The organism is Rhizobium sp. WW22 (assembly GCF_047041135.1).
Lineage (GTDB): Bacteria > Pseudomonadota > Alphaproteobacteria > Rhizobiales > Rhizobiaceae > Rhizobium.
Genome location: NZ_CP178198.1, coordinates 736,299 through 752,959, shown reverse-complemented (window position 1 = coordinate 752,959; position 16,661 = coordinate 736,299). Strand labels below are relative to the sequence as shown.

Genomic DNA, 16,661 nt, shown 5'->3' with positions numbered 1-16,661 from the left:
TAAACTCTTTCTTCACCACAAAAAGAGCGCAGTTGAATTCGATGTCGTGTTTCGACGGCGCTCGGATACCCGCCGAAACGGGTATTTGAGCTCCGAAAACCGTATTTACCTTTACGTTCGCGTTAGATAATCTCAATGCATTCCCGGTCACAGAACCGGATGCGCCTTGGGGGAGGAATGACACCATGATCCGCACGACCGTTCTTGCGATCGCATTGCTGATGAGTGCGAGTGCCGCTCTCGCCGAAGAGCCGATCGTCGGCAATTGGAAAACGGTTGCTGGCGACACGGCTGCCATCGCTCCCTGCGGCGACAGCTACTGCGTGACCCTGAAGACAGGCAAATATGCCGGCAAGCAGATCGGCAAGATGCAGGGCACAGGTAACAGCTATACGGGCGAGCTTACCGACCCCTCCGAAGACAAGACCTATAGTGGCTCCGGCACGGTCAGCGGCAACAAGATCAAGATGCAGGGCTGCGTGCTGAAGGTATTTTGCAAATCGCAGACCTGGACGAAGCTCTAAAACAGCACCTGCCTGTCCCAGAAAGCACTCGACGTGGCTGCCGCCTGACGCCGGCGGCGCTCTTGTTATTTGCCTGCGAGGAGAGGCCGGCGACCATTCGAAACTGGTAATATTTCTGAACGCCGGATGAACCGGTATCTCAGCACCTGTTCAGCCTGACCATGGCAAAACAGTGTCCAGTATAGGGCACGGGTAGGCCAGGAATATGGACTCGATCATCATCGCACGGCGCTTCGTTGTTATCATGCTGTTTGCTGCCGTCTTCGCATTCAGCTTCTCGGTTGCGGTCGAACACGCCGGCCGCAGCGGCGCACAATCGCACTTCGGCGCAAGCTTCACCTGCGTGCAGACCGGCGCGCCTTACTGCACGACGGTACAATAACAAACGTCTGCGCGTAATCCTCGCGCAGGCCAGTGGGCGGCTCTAAAAATAGCTGCGAGAATCCGGGCCGCCTGTTGCAACGTCGTTTGCTTGTAACCAACGACACTCTATAATGGCGCATGAGCAACAGAATCTCTCCCTTTTCACCCCTCGACATTTCCTCTCCCAGCCCGTTCCAGCTGCGGACCTTCGATGATCCGGGCAAGGCCGTGGAAGCGTTGACGGAACTTTACGATCGCAACACCGCGTTCCTGATCGACAATTTCACCAAGCTCGCCAAAGGCGCGCCGATCACAGCGCGCTATCGCGCTTTCTACCCGCAGGTCAGCATTGAGACGACGAGCTTCGGCCATGTCGATTCGCGCCTCTCCTACGGCCATGTCACCGCGCCCGGCGTCTATACGACGACGATCACCCGCCCGCAGCTCTTCAAGCATTATCTCAAAGAGCAGCTGACGCTCCTGATGCGCAGCCATAATGTTCCGGTGGTCGTGTCGGAATCGACGACACCTATCCCGATTCATTTCGCCTTCGGCGAAGGCGCTCACGTCGAAGCAACCGCCAGTATTTTCGAAGACATTCCGCTGCGTGACCTCTTCGACACGCCGGACTTGAACACCACGGACGACGAAATCGCCAACGGCGAATATATCCCGCCGCCGGGCGAGCCCTCGCCGCTTGCGCCGTTTACCGCGCAGCGCATCGACTATTCGCTGGCCCGCCTCGTCCACTACACGGCGACCAGTGCGGCGCATTTCCAGAATTTCGTGCTGTTCACGAACTATCAGTTCTATATCGACGAGTTCTGCAAATGGGCGCGCGACCTGATGGCGAGCGGCGGCGACGGCTATACCGAGTTCGTCGAACCGGGCAACATCATCACCAAGGCGGGTTCCAGCCAGCCGGAGGGCGATGTGACCGCGCCGCGGCTGCCGCAGATGCCGGCCTACCATCTGAAGAAAAAGGGCCATGCCGGGATCACCATGATCAATATCGGCGTCGGCCCATCCAACGCCAAGACGATCACCGACCACGTCGCCGTGCTTCGCCCGCATGCTTGGCTGATGCTTGGCCATTGCGCCGGCCTGCGCAACAGTCAGCGGCTCGGCGACTATGTGCTCGCCCATGCCTATATGCGCGAAGACCATGTTCTTGACGACGACCTGCCGGTCTGGGTGCCGATTCCGGCGCTCGCCGAAGTGCAGGTCGCGCTTGAGGCCGCGGTTGCCGAGATCACCGGCTATGAGGGCTTCGAACTGAAGCGCATCATGCGCACCGGCACGGTCGGCACCATCGACAACCGCAACTGGGAACTGCGGGATCAGGCAGGCCCGGTGAAGCGCCTGTCGCAGGCCCGCGCCGTCGCGCTCGATATGGAATCGGCAACGATCGCTGCCAACGGCTTCCGCTTCCGCGTTCCCTACGGCACGCTGCTCTGCGTTTCAGACAAGCCTTTGCATGGCGAACTGAAGCTGCCGGGCATGGCGACGGCCTTCTATCGCACCCAGGTGAACCAGCATCTGCAGATCGGCATCCGCGCGATCCAGAAACTGGCCGCCATGCCGCCGGAAGCGCTGCATTCGCGCAAGCTGCGCAGCTTCTTCGAAACGGCATTTCAGTAAGCCACGAGCCAACAAGGCAATGGAGCTTCATCCTATTGCTTTTCTGCCGACAACGAATGCACCTGGTAAGCGGCCGCGACTTGCGGCCGTTGGTCATTGGGCGTCGCCCACAAATTTAGACCAAGGATCATCACGGCAAAAATGGCAAATCCGATCACTGTGCGAGCAATCACTTCGCCCGGATTTGACATTTGCAATAACTCCTCGTCCGACAGGGTCTTCTTCTGCCAGTGGTAGATAAGGGCTGCTTCAAGATTGTACATGTCCGTTTCTCCTTTTTGAGATGACGGAACTGGTCGACCGGGCTTAGGCTTTTTCGACAGCGCCAAAAATTTTTGTCATGCTGCGGATCGGGATGTCGATTTGCTTGGCGGCCACTCGTCTATGGCTGTCAGCAAATTGAAAGAGGAGACGCTGCAATGAAATATCTCTGCCAGGTCTGGTTCGATGGCACGACGCTCGACGTCATGTCCAAGGATGAAAAGCATAAGCTCGATTCGGATTCGCTCGGTTATGACCGCGACCTGATGGCGAGCGGCAATATGATCCATGCCGAAGCGCTGCAATCGCCGAAGTCTGCGGTGACGGTAAGGGTCCGCAATGGCGAGACGTCGGTGACGGATGGACCTTTCATCGAGACCAAGGAGTATCTTGGCGGCTTCATCCTGATCGAGGCGAAGGATCTGAACGATGCGATCCGGATTGCCGCCGGCATTCCGCTCGCCAAGCTCGGCGCCATCGAGGTGCGGCCGATCTATAATTTCGGCCCGGATGCTTGAGGAGGTTCAGATGAAGTTTCTTTGCCAGGTCTGGTTCGAGACATCCGAGATCGCCAAGCTTTCCGAAGAGGAAGGGCGAAAGCTGACCCAGGATTCGGTCGACAATGACAACCGGCTGCGCGAGAGCGGCCACCTCATCGTCGCCAATGCCCTGCGCGAACCGGAGACTGCGAAAACCGTTCGCGTGCGTAGCGGCGAAACAGCCGTGACGGATGGTCCTTTCACTGAAATGAAAGAGCATCTCGGCGGCTTCGTGCTGATCGAGGCCCGGGATATGGAGGAAGCGACTGAAATTGCCGCCACCTTCCCTGTTGCCCGATACGGCATGATCGAGGTTCGCGCCGCCTTCGACATCCGCTTTCCGAACGAATAGCAGCGAGAGGAGAAGACATGCGGTTTCTATGCCTGATCTACACATCCGTGGATGTCGACGGACGATTGTCGCCGAACGAGATGAACCATCTGATTGGCGAGCACTTCGTCTTCGACGAGGGCTTGAGGCGGAACGGCACCATGATCGTTTCCGATGCACTGGCGCTCCGAGACAAATCGATCGTCATCCGGCCGAACGGCGGCGACGGATTTTCAGTCACGGACGGCCCGTTCGCGGAGACCAAGGAGCACCTGGCCGGCTTCTATCTCATCGAAGCCGTTGACCTCGATGGCGCTGTCGATATCGCCAAACGCATTCCCTCAGCGCGCTATGGCGCCGTCGAAATCCGTCCGGTTCGTATCTTGACCCTTCGAGGAGACCTGGCAGAGGAAGGCTGACGCCGTGTCGCTGAACCGAACCATTGAAGGCATCTATCGCAGCCATTCACGCCGCGTGCTGGCAACACTGATCCGTCTGCTTGGCGATTTCGACCGAGCGGAGGAAGCCCTTCATGATGCCTTTACAGCAGCGTCGCAGCAATGGACGGAGGAGACCATCCCGGCCAATCCCTATGCCTGGCTCGTCTCCGCCGGACGTTTTCGCGCCATCGACAATATAAGGCGGCGCTCGCGTTTCGATGCGGCCCAGCTCGATATCGCCGACAGCCTCTATCCGGAGGGCGAGATATTGGAGACATCGCGAAGCGAGGAGATCGAGGACGACATGCTGCGGCTGCTCTTCACCTGCTGTCACCCACTTATTCCTGCCGAGGCGCGGATGGCGATGGCCTTGCGGGAGGTCTGCGGCCTGACGACGGAAGAGATTGCCCATGCCTTTCTGATTCCGGCCCCGACAGTCGCGCAGCGCATCGTCCGCGCCAAGAACCGCATCCGCGCCGAACATATTCCCTATGAGGTACCCGGCAAGGCCGAACTGCCGGAGCGTCTGGCGCAGGTGCTGCATGTCATCTACCTCGTCTTCAACGAGGGCTATTCGGCATCCTCCGGCTCTGCGATCGTGCGCGCTGATCTCGCCGAGGAGGCCATACGACTCGGCAGGCTTTTGCTGCAGCTATTGCCGGATTCGGAAGTCGAGGGGCTGCTGGCCATCATGCTGCTGCAGGATTCGCGGCGGCATGCGCGCACCGATACCTCCGGCGATCTCGTTCTGCTCGTCGATCAGGATCGTGCGCTGTGGGATCGTGGTCAGATCCGCGAAGGTTTGGCGCTGTCAGCAAGAGCGATGGCGGCAGACAGCGTCGGCAGCTATGCACTGCAGGCGGCGATCGCCGCGGAACATGCTCGCGCCAAGACCGCAGAGGATACCGACTGGCGAAAGCTGGTGAGGCTCTACGACCTGCTGCTGACGGCGAGCCCCTCCCCTGTGATCGAGCTTAATCGGGCGGTGGCAGTCTCCATGCGCGATGGTCCGGTGGCGGCGCTTTCCATCGTCGATGGGCTGCTGCAAGAGGAACGGATGGCGCGATATCACCTCACCCACGCCGCAAAGGCCGATTTTCTGCGCCAGCTTGGCCGGACGGATGAGGCGCGACAATCCTATCAAACAGCGCTTTCGCTATGCCAGCAGGCGCCGGAGCAGGCATTCCTGCGCAAGCGATTGGCCGAGCTCGGCGATCAGATCCGGCACTAAAGATGCTGCGATTTTTAAGCCATGGGTACGCGTTTGCGCGAGATCAGCAATCCGATCGCAGTCCCCGTCAACGCAGAAACCACGATGAGCAGGTGAGCGTTGATGCTCGCCTGTGCGAGATTTTCGATTGCCTCCTTGGCGCTCGAAGCACCAAAAGCCATGGCGCCGGCGGTGATCCCGGCCGGATAGGTGCCGACGCCTCCGGGCGCATGCACGGGCAGGACTGATGATAATTCGCCGCCGAGAGCGCCGCCGAAGCTTGCTGAAAGCGGCGTGACGTTCATGAGGCCAAGCGCCCAAGCGAGCACCACGACCTTGACGAGCCAGTTGACGATCGTCGTCAGCCAGGCGCGCGCAAAGGCGCTGGCATCAACCGGCAGGCCGCGCTCCAGCTCATGCACCAGCCCTTGCGCCTTCTTCGGCAGGACGCGGGCGGCAAGGCGGATCAGCGGTCGGCGGGAAGCGAAACCCGCGACCGGCAGCAGCAGGAAGGCCACCCACACGATCCAGGCAAGAACGTGATAGGGCGAGGCAAGCGCAAGGCCGACGCCGGCTGCGGCCAGCAGCGCATGCAGGTCGAGCAGCCGCATGACGAACAGCGCCGAAGTTCCCCGCGCCAGAGGAATGCCGAATTCGGAGCGCATCAGCACCGGGAAGCTGGTTTCCCCCGTTCGGAAGGGCATCATGATATTCAGCAGATTATGGACCTGCGTCACGCGGAAGAGCGCTGCAAAATGACCCGAGGTTTCCTTCGGGAAGTAATCGTAGATGCGCCAGGTGCGCAGGAAATAGGTGCTTGTCAGGAGCGCGAGAGCGAGAAGGATCGGCCAGGCGCCGACCTTGCCCCATTGCGCCAGGATCGAGGTCCAGCCCCAGAACCATTCGATGAAGGCGGCGTAGGTAAGGACGACTGCGAGCGTCAGCAGTGTCATTCGGTTGCGAATAAACCAATTCTGTCGGCTGGCAACCGTCGGAGTCTTCATGTAGTTAGGGCACCCAAATGCGAGCGGAAGGCTGAAACCGGACTTTTCGCTCGTTTCGTCCGGCAAGTACTGCCGGTCTTTTAGGAGAAAGAAGTGTTGCAGACAACGGCAGAGTCGACCCTCCCCCAGGCCGATCCGGCAAGCCCTCTCGAGCTTTCGCTGGTCGTGCCCGTCTTCAACGAGGAAGAAAGCGTTGGACCGCTCATCGAGCGTATTTGCGCCGCCATGAGCGGATTTGCCAAATCCTGGGAACTGATCCTGGTCGACGACGGCAGCACGGACGCCACGCTCGTCAATGCCCGCCGGTCACTTTCGCAGGAAGGCTTGACGCTGCGCATCGTCGAGCTTCAGCGCAATTTCGGGCAGACCGCGGCGATGCAGGCCGGTATCGATGCGGCGAACGGCCGCCTGATCGCCACTATGGACGGCGATCTGCAGAACGACCCGAAGGATATCCCTTCGATGGTCGACGAACTGGAGCGGCGCCAGCTCGACCTGCTCGTCGGCTGGCGCAAGAACCGCCAGGACGGCCTCCTGCTGCGCAAGATCCCCTCCTGGTGCGCCAATTACCTGATCGGCCGCATCACCGGCGTCAAGCTGCACGATTATGGCTGCAGCCTGAAGATCTATCGCGCCTCCATCATCAAGCAGGTGAAGCTAATGGGCGAGATGCACCGCTTCATTCCCGCCTGGGTCGCCGGCGTCGTGCCGAGCTCGCGCATCGGCGAAGTGCCGGTCACCCACCATGCCCGCCAGCACGGCACATCGAAATACGGGATCTCACGCACCTTCCGCGTCATCCTCGATCTGCTGTCGGTGATGTTCTTCATGCGCTACAAGGCGCGGCCGGGGCACTTCTTCGGCTCGCTCGGCCTCGGCCTCGGCGCGCTTGCCGGCGTGATCCTGCTGTGGCTCTTCATCGACAAGTTCATCTTCGGCGACGATATCGGCAGCCGCCCACTGCTGATGGTCGGCGTCGTGTTGCTCCTGTCTTCGGTACAGATGATCACGACAGGCATCCTCGCCGAAATGATCGCCCGTATCTATTATCGCGACGATCTCTCGCCGAACTATATCGTGCGCAAGATCTTCGATCGCGATCATCAGGACGCCTAGCCTATCGTGCTTAGGCCCGCGCCTATCGGCAACAGGAGCTGAGCCGCGCATGAGCTCGAAAGACGACATCAACAGCCAGCTATCGGACACGGCAGACCTGCCACCATGGCGGACAACAAGCTCGACACGCCTTGTTCATGATCGCTGGCTGAAGGTTCGTGCGGATAACTGCGTGACGGCGGAGGGTGTGGAGATCGCGCCCTACTACGTGCTGGAATATCCCGATTGGGTCGGGATCATCGCGCTCGATGCCGAGGATCATATCTATCTCGTTCAGCAGTATCGTCACGGTCTCGGCGTCGTAGCGCTCGAGCTCCCTGGCGGAGCCGTGGATGCGAATGATGCAAGTCCGGTCGAAGCGGCCGCGCGCGAGCTGCGCGAGGAAACCGGCCTTTCATCCACCGAATGGGATTATGTCGGCAAGCTCGCGCCCAATCCGGCCACGCATAACAACCACTCGCATATCGTCATTGCCCGCAATGTCGAGCTTGCAAGCAGGCCGGCGGACGACCCGACCGAGCGCATCCGCCTGATCCGCATGCCGATCCGCCAGGCTATACAACTGGTGCTGGAAGGCAAGATGATCCAGGTCATCCACGTTGCGGCACTGACGCTTGCCCTTCACAAGGCGGGCAAGTGGGACGTGCCGAAACCCAAGCCCTGACTACGATTTTCTTTCCGCCCAGACGGCATCGAGCGCGCCACGCGCGATCCGTACCATGGTATCTACTTCCTCATGGCTGATGACGAGCGGCGGCGAGGCCAGCATGCGGTCGCCCGTGGCGCGCAGGACCAGGCCGTTTACCAAAGCATGGTTGCGCACGGCTGATCCGATTGCATCCGGCTTCTCGAAGCGCCGACGCGTGGATTTATCGGCGGCGAGTTGCAGGCCGCCCATCAAGCCGATGCTGACGGCTTCGCCGACCATGTCATGATCGGCAAGGCTGCCCCAAGCCTTGGCGAAGTAAGGGCCGATATCGTCGCGCACGCGCTCGACCAGCCCTTCCTCCTCGATGATCCGGAGGTTTTCAAGGGCGGCGGCCGCGCAGACCGGGTGGCCGGAATAGGTGAAGCCGTGGTTGAATTCGCCGACTTCATTGATGAGCACATCGGCGATGCGGTCGCTGACGAGCACACCGCCAATCGGAAGATAGCCCGACGACAGTCCCTTGGCGATCGGGGCGAGATCCGGCTCGACACCGAAATGCTGATAGCCGAACCATGCGCCGAGGCGGCCGAAGCCGCAGATCACCTCGTCGCAGACGAGCAGGATGCTCCTTGCCTTGCAGATGCGCGCGATCTCAGGCCAATAGGTCGACGGCGGAATGATGACGCCACCGGCACCCTGCACCGGCTCGGCGACGAAGGCTGCGACATTGTCTTCACCCAGCTCGTCGATCTTGGCTTCGAGTTCGCGAGCGACCTTGAGACCAAATTCCTCCGGCGAGAAATCGCCACCCTCGGCATACCAATAGGGTTGGCCGATATGGACGACGCCAGGGATCGGCAGATCGCCCTGCTCGTGCATGTATTTCATGCCGCCCATGCTGGCACCGGCAACCGTGGAGCCGTGATAGCCGTTCTTGCGGGCGATGATGGTCTTCTTCGTCGGCTTGCCGACTGCAGCCCAATAAACCCTCGCCATGCGAAACCAGGTATCGTTGGCCTCTGAGCCGGAATTGGTGAAGAAGACATGGTTGAACTGCGGCCCCGCATGGGCGCAGACCTTTTCGGCGAGAAGTGTCGCCGGCGTGGTCGTGGTACCGAAAAAGGTGTTGTAGTAGGGCAGCTCGTTCATCTGCCTGGCGACAGCGTCGGCAATCTCGGTTCGGCCATAGCCGATGTTGACACACCAGAGGCCGGCAAACCCATCCAGATACTTTCGCCCTTCCGCATCGAAAATATAGACACCCTCGCCGCGCTGGATGATGCGCGCGCCGTCGGCGTTGAGCTTGCGCATGTCGGCGAAGGGATGGAGGTGATGCGCGGCATCGAGGGCGGCGAGATTGGAGCGGCTGGACGTATCGGACATGGCTTATTCGAACCCTCTTTGAATTGGCATTTGTCAGGCAAGTCCACCGACGCCGCGACGCAGCCGGACTTGACTGCAAGCTATCTTGGTTTACGACCATGCCGTGAGCATCGGGGATTTACAAGAGCATGGCGATCGACAACGCAACCGAAGGTAACGCGCGCATCGAAGTGCTGATCTCGGACATGAACGGCCGGCTCAGAGGCAAGCAGATCCCGATTTCAGCCGAAAAGAAGGTTTGGTCCGGCGCCGTGCGGCTGCCGACCTCGACGCAATCGCTCGATATCTGGGGTTACGACAATGACGAGATCACCGGGCTTTCGATGACGATCGGAGATCCGGACGGGACCTGCGTCGCCGATCAGCGCACGCTCGCCAACATGCCCTGGGCGCCGCCGGGATCGAAGCAGGTGCTCGCCACCATGCATGAGCTTGACGGCAGCCCGAGCTTTCAGGATCCGCGCGCCATTCTTGCGGCGGTGGTCGATCGCTACAAGACGCTCGGCCTGACACCTGTCATCGCGACCGAGCTGGAATTCTATCTGCTTGCCGGAGACTGGCGCGACAGAGGCGTTCCCTCGCCGCCGCCTGCCCTGACCTATCAGGGCGAGCCCAACGGCTTTCAGCTCTACGACATGGATGCCGTCGATCTCCTTGACGATTATCTCGAAACGCTGCGCGCCTACGCGCGGGCGCAGGGCCTGCCGGCAGACGCAACGACGGCGGAATTCGGCCCAGGCCAGTTCGAGGTCAACCTGCTGCACCGCCCGGACGCGCTGGCGGCCGCGGATGACTGCATCATGCTGAAACGTGTGGCCGAGCAAGCCGCCCGCAAGCATGGCCTGAAATCGACCTGCATGGCCAAGCCCTATACCGATCATGCCGGCTCAGGGCTGCATGTGCATGCCAGCATCGTCGACGCTCAAGGGCGCAATGTCCTTGATGCTGCGGGCTGTGAGCCGAAGAGACTGAAGTCGATCTGCGCGGGGCTGCTACAGACCTTGCAGGATGCGCAGCTGATCTTTGCACCCTATGCCAATTCCTACCGCCGCTTCCAGCCGGGCTCGTTTGCCCCGGTCGATCTCACCTGGGGCTTCGGCCACCGCGGAACGGCCGTGCGCATCCCCGAAAAGGACGGGCCGGGCGCGCGCATCGAGCACCGCGTCGCCGGCGCCGATGCCAATCCGTATCTGATGCTGGCGGCGATCCTGGGCGGTATGTTGCTGGGCCTTGAGAACGACCTCGATCCCGGTGAGGAGACGACGCCGGCTTACGTGCCGGCCGATGCGCCCAAGCTGACGCATGACTTCCTGACGGCCGTCGAGCGCTTCCGCGCCTCGGCCTTCATCGCCGACATTTTCGGCGAGCGGTATCAGAAGCTCTATGGCGAGACGAAGCATAAGGAAGCGCTCAGCCACCTGCGCACGGTTTCCGATTTCGATTACAGGACCTACCTACCCCGCCTCTGAATCCATCAGATGGCGACGCTGTCGATTACGCCTTCGCGCGCAACGCTGGCGGCCGTCCCTTCCCGCACCATCACCTTGAGCTCGCCCGGATGCACCTTGAGCGTCACGTCGCGCTCGAGAGGCAGCAACTCGCCATCCATGACGCAGTTGGCAAGCTGGCGCAGCTTCGGGAAATGCAGATGCACTTCCGGCGCGTGCATGACCATGACATCGGCATTCTCGCGAACCCGGCCGCGCAGCATGTCGATGGCAAGACGGGCGACGCCGAGTGGTCGCAGCGGCTTAGCCATGTAGAAGCCCAGCTCACCGCTGCGCAGGCTATCGGCATACAGCAGCGCATTTGCGCCGAAGGGATTGTTGGAGACGGAGATTGCCGAAACATGCCTGCGCTCGCGAATGCCGCCGGCCTCGAAGTCGACGTCGAATTCCGGCGGATTGGCGATGACGCCGAATGCCGCGCGCGTGCTGGCCGACATCTTTCCGATGCGCGAGCGATAAGTATAGCCATTGCGATAGCGGACCATGCGCGCATGCAAGCCCGCTGAAAACTGATGAATGAAAGCGCGACCGTTGGCGCTACCGATATCGACATTGTCGACCTCACCCGTCGCAAGAACGTTCAGCGTCTGCCAGATGTCGAGCGGTAGCCGCAACGAGCGGGCAAAGAGGTTCATGGTGCCGGCCGGAATGACGCCGAGAGCAACGCCGTTTTTCCAGGCAATGGCCGCGGCCGCCGAAATGGTGCCATCGCCGCCACCCGCGACAATCCCGTCAATATCATTACGACGCGCAGCACGCTCCATCGCCGAGACGACATTGCGCCCCTCGACGACAATAGCTTCGAAATCGTGACCGGCGTCGCGGAAGACCTGTTCCGCTTTCTTTTCATAGGCAGCCATGTCAGTCGTGCGGAACGTTCCGCCATCGCGATTGAAAAAGCCGATCAACTTCATTGGGGCTCTCGGTCTTTCCGCAAATTGTATCAGGGGCTGAGGCCCGTGCGCTTCTTCTCAGATGGTTTTGGATGGAACGATTTCAAGCGTTATAGCCGTTTCGCCGATATCGACTGCAGCACACTTATGCGCGATCCGACATGCTGCACTGCAAAAAACGCACGCGACAGATGCGCCCCGGTCATTGATACTATCAACGAGGCATGTCCGTGCCTCGCCAGTCCCATATTCCAGTTTGATGCACTGAACGCCGCATAACCGGAGTTTACCGTCTGATTCGCGGCATGTGATCTTCGTATGTCGCCCAAGGAGTTTTCGTGAGCGATATTGCCGTCGAGGCCCTCGACACCCAAACCGCCCTGGAAGCGCCGTCGCGCACCGCGATCGCGCTGGTGACTTTGGCGTTGGCCGTCGGCAGTTTCGGTATCGGCACGGGTGAATTCGTCATCATGGGACTTCTGCCGAATGTGGCCGACACCTTTGGCGTTACTACCCCGGAGGCGGGCCATGTCATCAGCGCCTATGCGCTCGGCGTCGTCGTCGGTGCGCCCATCATTGCCGTGCTCGCCGCCAAGATGGCGCGCCGCACGCTGCTCCTCTTGATGATGGCGATCTTTGCCGCCGGCAATATTTCCAGCGCCTTTGCGCCGACCTTCGAAAGCTTCACGGCGCTTCGCTTCATCACCGGCCTGCCGCATGGCGCTTATTTCGGCGTCGCGGCACTCGTTGCCGCCTCGATGGTGCCGGTGCATCGCCGCGTGCGCGCCGTCGGCCAGGTCATGCTTGGCCTAACGATCGCGACGCTGATCGGCACGCCGATCGCCACCTTCCTCGGACAGCTTCTGAATTGGCGCGCGGCCTTCATGATGGTCGGGGCCATCGGCCTCGCCACCATGCTGCTGATCGCCCTCTTCCTTCCCAAGGACAGGGTCGAGGAAGGCGCCAGCATCGCCCGTGAACTCGGTGCGCTGAAGCGCATCCAGGTCTGGCTTTCGCTCGGCGTCGCTGCCGTCGGCTTCGGCGGCATGTTCTCGATCTTCAGCTATGTCGCGACGACGACGACCGAGGTCGCCGGCCTAGGCTCCGCCATGGTGCCGATCGTCCTGGCTCTCTTCGGCATCGGCATGAATGTCGGTAACATCGTCGGTTCGCGCCTTGGCGACATCTCAATCAAGGGCACGATCGGCGGCATGATGATCTTCAATATCGTCATCATGACGCTCTTCTCGCTGACGGCAGCCAATCCCGTCATGCTCTGCATCTGCGTCTTCCTGATCGGCTGCGGCTTTGCCGCCTGCCCGGCAGTGCAGACCCGCCTGATGGATGTTGCCGCAGATGCGCAGACGCTGGCCGCCGCCTCCAATCACTCCGCCTTCAACATCGCCAATGCACTCGGCGCCTGGCTGGGCGGGCTGGTAATCTCCTGGGGCTTCACGGCTGCGGCCACCGGCTATGTCGGCGCAGTACTTTCCGTTGCCGGTCTTGCCGTCTTTGCCGTTTCAGTTGGCCTGGAGCGCCGCACCGGGCGCGCATGACATGCCTGCGGCGACCAGCTGCTGGCGCCCGTCATGGCAAAATACATTCTCCTCACCCCACACGGCCATCGCCTTGATGATCGGCCCCAAGCTGGCGCCAAGCGGCGTCAGCGCATACTCGACGCGAGGCGGCACCACCGGAAAGACGGTGCGTGACAGCAGCCCGGATTCTTCCAGTTCCCGCAGCTGCTTGGTCAGCATGCGCTGCGTCACCGACGGCAGTTTGCGGCGGATTTCGTTGAAGCGCAGCGTTCCCTCCATGAGGTGAAACAGAATCACGCCTTTCCATTTGCCGTCGAGCACGCTCAGCGTCGCCTCGACCGGGCAACCTGGAAAATTTCCGACGAGCTTGGAGCGGGGAACGGACATCGACAGTATCCTTTTTGTACCTACGTACAGAAATTGTGCATTCTTGCGCCTCTTAAGGATAATGCGCATCTAGCCTCTGTGCAACCAACCCAGGAGCTTCTCCCATGCGCGCAGTCGCCTACAAGCAGCCACAACCCATCTCCGCAGAGACATCGCTGATCGACATCGAGCTGCCGACGCCCCAGGCAAAGGGCCGTGACCTGCTGGTCGAAGTGAAGGCGGTTTCGGTCAATCCGGTCGATATCAAGGTCCGTGCCCACGTTGCCCCGCCAGAGGGGGAGTACAAGATCATTGGCTGGGACGCCGCGGGCATCGTCAGGGCGGTCGGGTCCGAGGTCACCATGTTCAAGCCGGGAGACGAAGTCTTCTATGCGGGCGCCATCAATCGCGGCGGCTCTAACGCTGAATTCCATCTGGTCGACGAGCGCATCGTCGGCGCTAAACCGAAAAGCCTGGATTTTCCGGCTGCTGCCGCTTTACCGCTGACCTCGATCACGGCCTATGAAACGCTGTTCGACCGGCTGAAGGTGCAGGATCCGGTTCCCGGCGCAGCCAATGCCATTCTCATCATCGGCGGGGCCGGCGGCGTCGGATCGATCGCCATCCAAATCGCCCGCGCGCTGACCGATCTCCCCATCATCGCGACAGCATCCCGCCCGGAAACGCAGGCCTGGGTGAAGGAATTGGGCGCCCATTACGTCATCGATCATTCGAAGCCGCTTGCACCGCAGATCGAGGCGCTCGGCATCGGCGCCCCCGCCTTCGTCTTCTCGACGACCAACACCTTGGATCATATCGCCTCGATCGCTGAGGCCATCGCGCCCCAGGGCCGGTTCGCCCTCATCGACGATCCGAAAACGCTCGATGTCGTGCCCTTCAAGTGGAAGGCGGTATCGATCCATTGGGAGATGATGTTCACTCGCCCCCTCTACAACACTGCCGACATCATCGAGCAGCACAAGCTGTTGACGAAGATCGCCGAACTGGTGGATGCAGGCAAGATCAGGTCGACGCTGACCGAGACCGCCGGCACGATCAATGCCGCCAATCTCAAGAAGGCGCATGCCCTCGTCTAGACCGGCAAGATGAAGGGAAAGGTCGTTCTGGCCGGTTTCTGAGTACCAATATTCACGACAGATCAGGCCGGGCGAATGTCGTCCGGCCGCATTGTTTTAACGCATTGGCACCAGGTTTTGTTGCATCGCAAAAATTTGCAGCCGCCTAAACAAATTTTTATCGCAGGATCGAGCGTTTAGGCACGTCCGCCTCTTGACTTTTTATGCCTTCGGCGCGACTTCTCCGCACATGGGGAACAGCGTTTTCCATACCGATTAACCGGAGCCATCTTTCGATGCCTAGCGACAGTAGTAGTCGATTGCCTTTGCCGTCAGTAGCATTCGTGCACTAACCGACTCCTGTCGGCTCGCCACGATCCGCTACGACGGCGGATCGACCGGAAAGGCGAGCTATAATGAACATCAACAGCTTTCCCATGCGGGCCGGCAATGCCGCTCGCGCATTCATCAATAACAATCGCGCCGTCACCATCGCGGAACGTGTCGAGGCTCTGAACGCAACAGACGTGGCAGAGGCTGCCCGCATTCTCGCCAAAATGCCGGAAGAGCGCGCCGTGCGCATTCTCGACCGGCCGGAACTGCGCAACGCACCCGCCATTCTCGAAGTCATGGGCAATGCGGATGCCGCACGCCTGCTGCATGGCATGTCAAACGACCGCGTCGCCGACGTGCTGCTCGAAATGGATGTCGACACGCGCGCCCGTCTCTTCGCAACATTCGACGAGCATGCAAGGCAGGCGATTCAGAGCCTGATGGGCTATCCGCCGCGCACGGCCGGCGGCATCATGACGACGGAATTCGTCAGCGTTTTCGCGAGCTGGACCGTGGCCCAGACGCTCGACCACGTTCGCCAGGTCGAGCGTTCCCGCGAAACCGTCTATGCCATCTATGTGCTCGATGACGAGACGCATGTGCTGCTGCATGTCGTGACGCTGCGTCGCCTCATCACCGGTGAGCCGGATGCATGCATCCTGACCGTGGCCCAGAAGGGCGTGCCCGTCACGGCACCGCCGCTGATGAAGCAGGAGGATGTCGCCCGCCTGATCCGCCGCCACGATCTGCTGGCGCTTCCTGTTGTCGACGACAAGGGCCACATGCTCGGCATCGTCACGGTCGACGACGTCATCGATACGATGATCGCCGATACCACCGAGGACGCCCAGAAGTTCGGCGGTATGGAAGCTCTCGGCCAGCCCTATATGAAGATCAGCTTTGCGGGCATGATCCGCAAGCGCGCCGGCTGGCTCGCAGCCCTCTTCCTGGGCGAAATGCTGACGGCAAGCGCCATGCAGCACTTCGAAGGCGAATTGGAAAAGGCTGTCGTGCTGACGCTCTTCATCCCGCTCATCATGAGCTCGGGCGGCAATTCCGGCTCGCAGGCGACATCGCTCATCATCCGGGCGCTGGCGCTCGGCGAACTCAAGCTCTCGGACTGGTGGCGCGTGGCCTTCCGCGAGCTGCCGACGGGCATCGTGCTCGGAGCGATCCTTGGCCTTGTCGGCTTTGCCCGCATCGTGCTCTGGCAGAATATCGGCCTCTTCGACTACGGCCCGCATTGGCAGCTGGTCGCCCTTACGGTTTTCGCTGCCCTCATCGGCATCGTCACCTTCGGCTCGCTCGCCGGCTCGATGCTGCCATTCGTCTTGCAGAAGCTGCGGCTCGATCCGGCCAGCGCATCGGCTCCGTTTGTAGCAACGCTGGTCGATGTCACGGGCCTAGTGATCTATTTCTCCGTGGCATTGCTGATCCTCAGCGGCACGATGCTCTGAGGATAATCAAACTCTCATCGTAAAGGGGC

The 16,661-nt window shown here is 60.8% G+C and carries 18 protein-coding genes; 13 read left to right on the top strand and 5 right to left on the bottom strand.

Translation table 11 applies throughout. The features are described 5' to 3' along the window. Positions 1-185 precede the first annotated feature (185 nt). From ACK83U_RS03810 to ACK83U_RS03800, 3 genes are all read left to right on the top strand, one after another. Positions 186-524: a DUF2147 domain-containing protein gene (locus ACK83U_RS03810; protein WP_112335671.1), complete on the top strand. Its 339-nt coding sequence runs from the start codon at positions 186-188 to the stop codon at positions 522-524. 205 nt (positions 525-729) lie between these two features. Next, the gene (locus ACK83U_RS03805; RefSeq protein ID WP_015339266.1) at positions 730-906 is read left to right on the top strand and encodes a hypothetical protein; all 177 of its coding nucleotides are present in this window, start codon (positions 730-732) and stop codon (positions 904-906) included. Between the two features lie 119 nt (positions 907-1,025). Further along, the gene (locus tag ACK83U_RS03800; protein WP_112607445.1) at positions 1,026-2,528 is read left to right on the top strand and encodes an AMP nucleosidase; all 1,503 of its coding nucleotides are present in this window, start codon (positions 1,026-1,028) and stop codon (positions 2,526-2,528) included. Between the two features lie 32 nt (positions 2,529-2,560). Here the strand turns inward: ACK83U_RS03800 and ACK83U_RS03795 are convergent, their stop codons facing one another. Beyond that, positions 2,561-2,791: a hypothetical protein gene (locus tag ACK83U_RS03795; RefSeq protein WP_112607447.1), complete on the bottom strand. Its 231-nt coding sequence runs from the start codon at positions 2,789-2,791 to the stop codon at positions 2,561-2,563. 156 nt (positions 2,792-2,947) lie between these two features. Here ACK83U_RS03795 and ACK83U_RS03790 point away from each other — a divergent pair, with 156 nt between their 5' ends. The 4 genes from ACK83U_RS03790 to ACK83U_RS03775 are packed head-to-tail and all read left to right on the top strand — an operon-like array spanning position 2,948 to position 5,330. Next, positions 2,948-3,307, top strand: a complete 360-nt coding sequence (locus ACK83U_RS03790; RefSeq protein ID WP_112607449.1) for a YciI family protein — start codon at positions 2,948-2,950, stop codon at positions 3,305-3,307. 10 nt (positions 3,308-3,317) lie between these two features. Then, positions 3,318-3,680 (top strand): YciI family protein, encoded by a 363-nt coding sequence (locus tag ACK83U_RS03785; protein ID WP_112607451.1) that lies wholly within the window; start codon positions 3,318-3,320, stop codon positions 3,678-3,680. 17 nt (positions 3,681-3,697) lie between these two features. Beyond that, on the top strand, positions 3,698-4,078 hold the full coding sequence (locus ACK83U_RS03780; RefSeq protein WP_112607453.1) for a YciI family protein: 381 nt from the start codon (positions 3,698-3,700) through the stop codon (positions 4,076-4,078). 10 nt (positions 4,079-4,088) lie between these two features. Next, a complete protein-coding gene (locus ACK83U_RS03775; RefSeq protein ID WP_162708044.1) occupies positions 4,089-5,330 on the top strand; it encodes an RNA polymerase sigma factor in 1,242 nt (413 codons plus the stop codon). 14 nt (positions 5,331-5,344) lie between these two features. On the opposite strand, the gene ACK83U_RS03770 is transcribed toward ACK83U_RS03775, so the two are convergent. Further along, positions 5,345-6,313 carry a lysylphosphatidylglycerol synthase domain-containing protein gene (locus ACK83U_RS03770; protein ID WP_112607457.1) on the bottom strand — a complete coding sequence of 323 codons (969 nt, stop codon included), beginning with the start codon at positions 6,311-6,313 and terminating at the stop codon, positions 5,345-5,347. 96 nt (positions 6,314-6,409) lie between these two features. On the opposite strand from ACK83U_RS03770, the gene ACK83U_RS03765 reads away from it, so the two are divergent. Continuing rightward, complete coding sequence (locus ACK83U_RS03765) at positions 6,410-7,429, top strand: glycosyltransferase family 2 protein (protein WP_412474830.1); 1,020 nt, start codon at positions 6,410-6,412, stop codon at positions 7,427-7,429. A 49-nt stretch (positions 7,430-7,478) separates the two neighbouring features. Further along, positions 7,479-8,093, top strand: coding sequence for an NUDIX hydrolase (locus ACK83U_RS03760; RefSeq protein ID WP_112607461.1), 615 nt, complete (start codon positions 7,479-7,481; stop codon positions 8,091-8,093). Here the strand turns inward: ACK83U_RS03760 and ACK83U_RS03755 are convergent, their stop codons facing one another. Continuing rightward, positions 8,094-9,461 (bottom strand): aspartate aminotransferase family protein, encoded by a 1,368-nt coding sequence (locus tag ACK83U_RS03755; RefSeq protein WP_112607463.1) that lies wholly within the window; start codon positions 9,459-9,461, stop codon positions 8,094-8,096. Positions 9,462-9,589: 128 nt separating this feature from the next. On the opposite strand from ACK83U_RS03755, the gene ACK83U_RS03750 reads away from it, so the two are divergent. Beyond that, positions 9,590-10,930 (top strand): glutamine synthetase family protein, encoded by a 1,341-nt coding sequence (locus ACK83U_RS03750; RefSeq protein ID WP_112607465.1) that lies wholly within the window; start codon positions 9,590-9,592, stop codon positions 10,928-10,930. 5 nt (positions 10,931-10,935) lie between these two features. On the opposite strand, the gene ACK83U_RS03745 is transcribed toward ACK83U_RS03750, so the two are convergent. After that, on the bottom strand, positions 10,936-11,883 hold the full coding sequence (locus ACK83U_RS03745; protein WP_112607467.1) for a diacylglycerol/lipid kinase family protein: 948 nt from the start codon (positions 11,881-11,883) through the stop codon (positions 10,936-10,938). Positions 11,884-12,200: 317 nt separating this feature from the next. Between ACK83U_RS03745 and ACK83U_RS03740 the strand changes: the two genes are divergently transcribed. After that, on the top strand, positions 12,201-13,418 hold the full coding sequence (locus tag ACK83U_RS03740; RefSeq protein ID WP_112607469.1) for an MFS transporter: 1,218 nt from the start codon (positions 12,201-12,203) through the stop codon (positions 13,416-13,418). On the opposite strand, the gene ACK83U_RS03735 is transcribed toward ACK83U_RS03740, so the two are convergent. Continuing rightward, positions 13,383-13,787 (bottom strand): winged helix-turn-helix transcriptional regulator, encoded by a 405-nt coding sequence (locus ACK83U_RS03735; RefSeq protein WP_112607471.1) that lies wholly within the window; start codon positions 13,785-13,787, stop codon positions 13,383-13,385. The two genes, ACK83U_RS03740 and ACK83U_RS03735, sit on opposite strands and share 36 nt — an antisense overlap. A 104-nt stretch (positions 13,788-13,891) precedes the next feature. Between ACK83U_RS03735 and ACK83U_RS03730 the strand changes: the two genes are divergently transcribed. Both ACK83U_RS03730 and mgtE read left to right on the top strand, forming a co-directional pair. Continuing rightward, a complete protein-coding gene (locus ACK83U_RS03730) occupies positions 13,892-14,863 on the top strand; it encodes a zinc-binding alcohol dehydrogenase family protein (protein WP_112607473.1) in 972 nt (323 codons plus the stop codon). A gap of 395 nt (positions 14,864-15,258) precedes the next feature. Beyond that, positions 15,259-16,632: a magnesium transporter gene (gene mgtE, locus ACK83U_RS03725; protein ID WP_112335655.1), complete on the top strand. Its 1,374-nt coding sequence runs from the start codon at positions 15,259-15,261 to the stop codon at positions 16,630-16,632. Positions 16,633-16,661 lie beyond the last annotated feature (29 nt).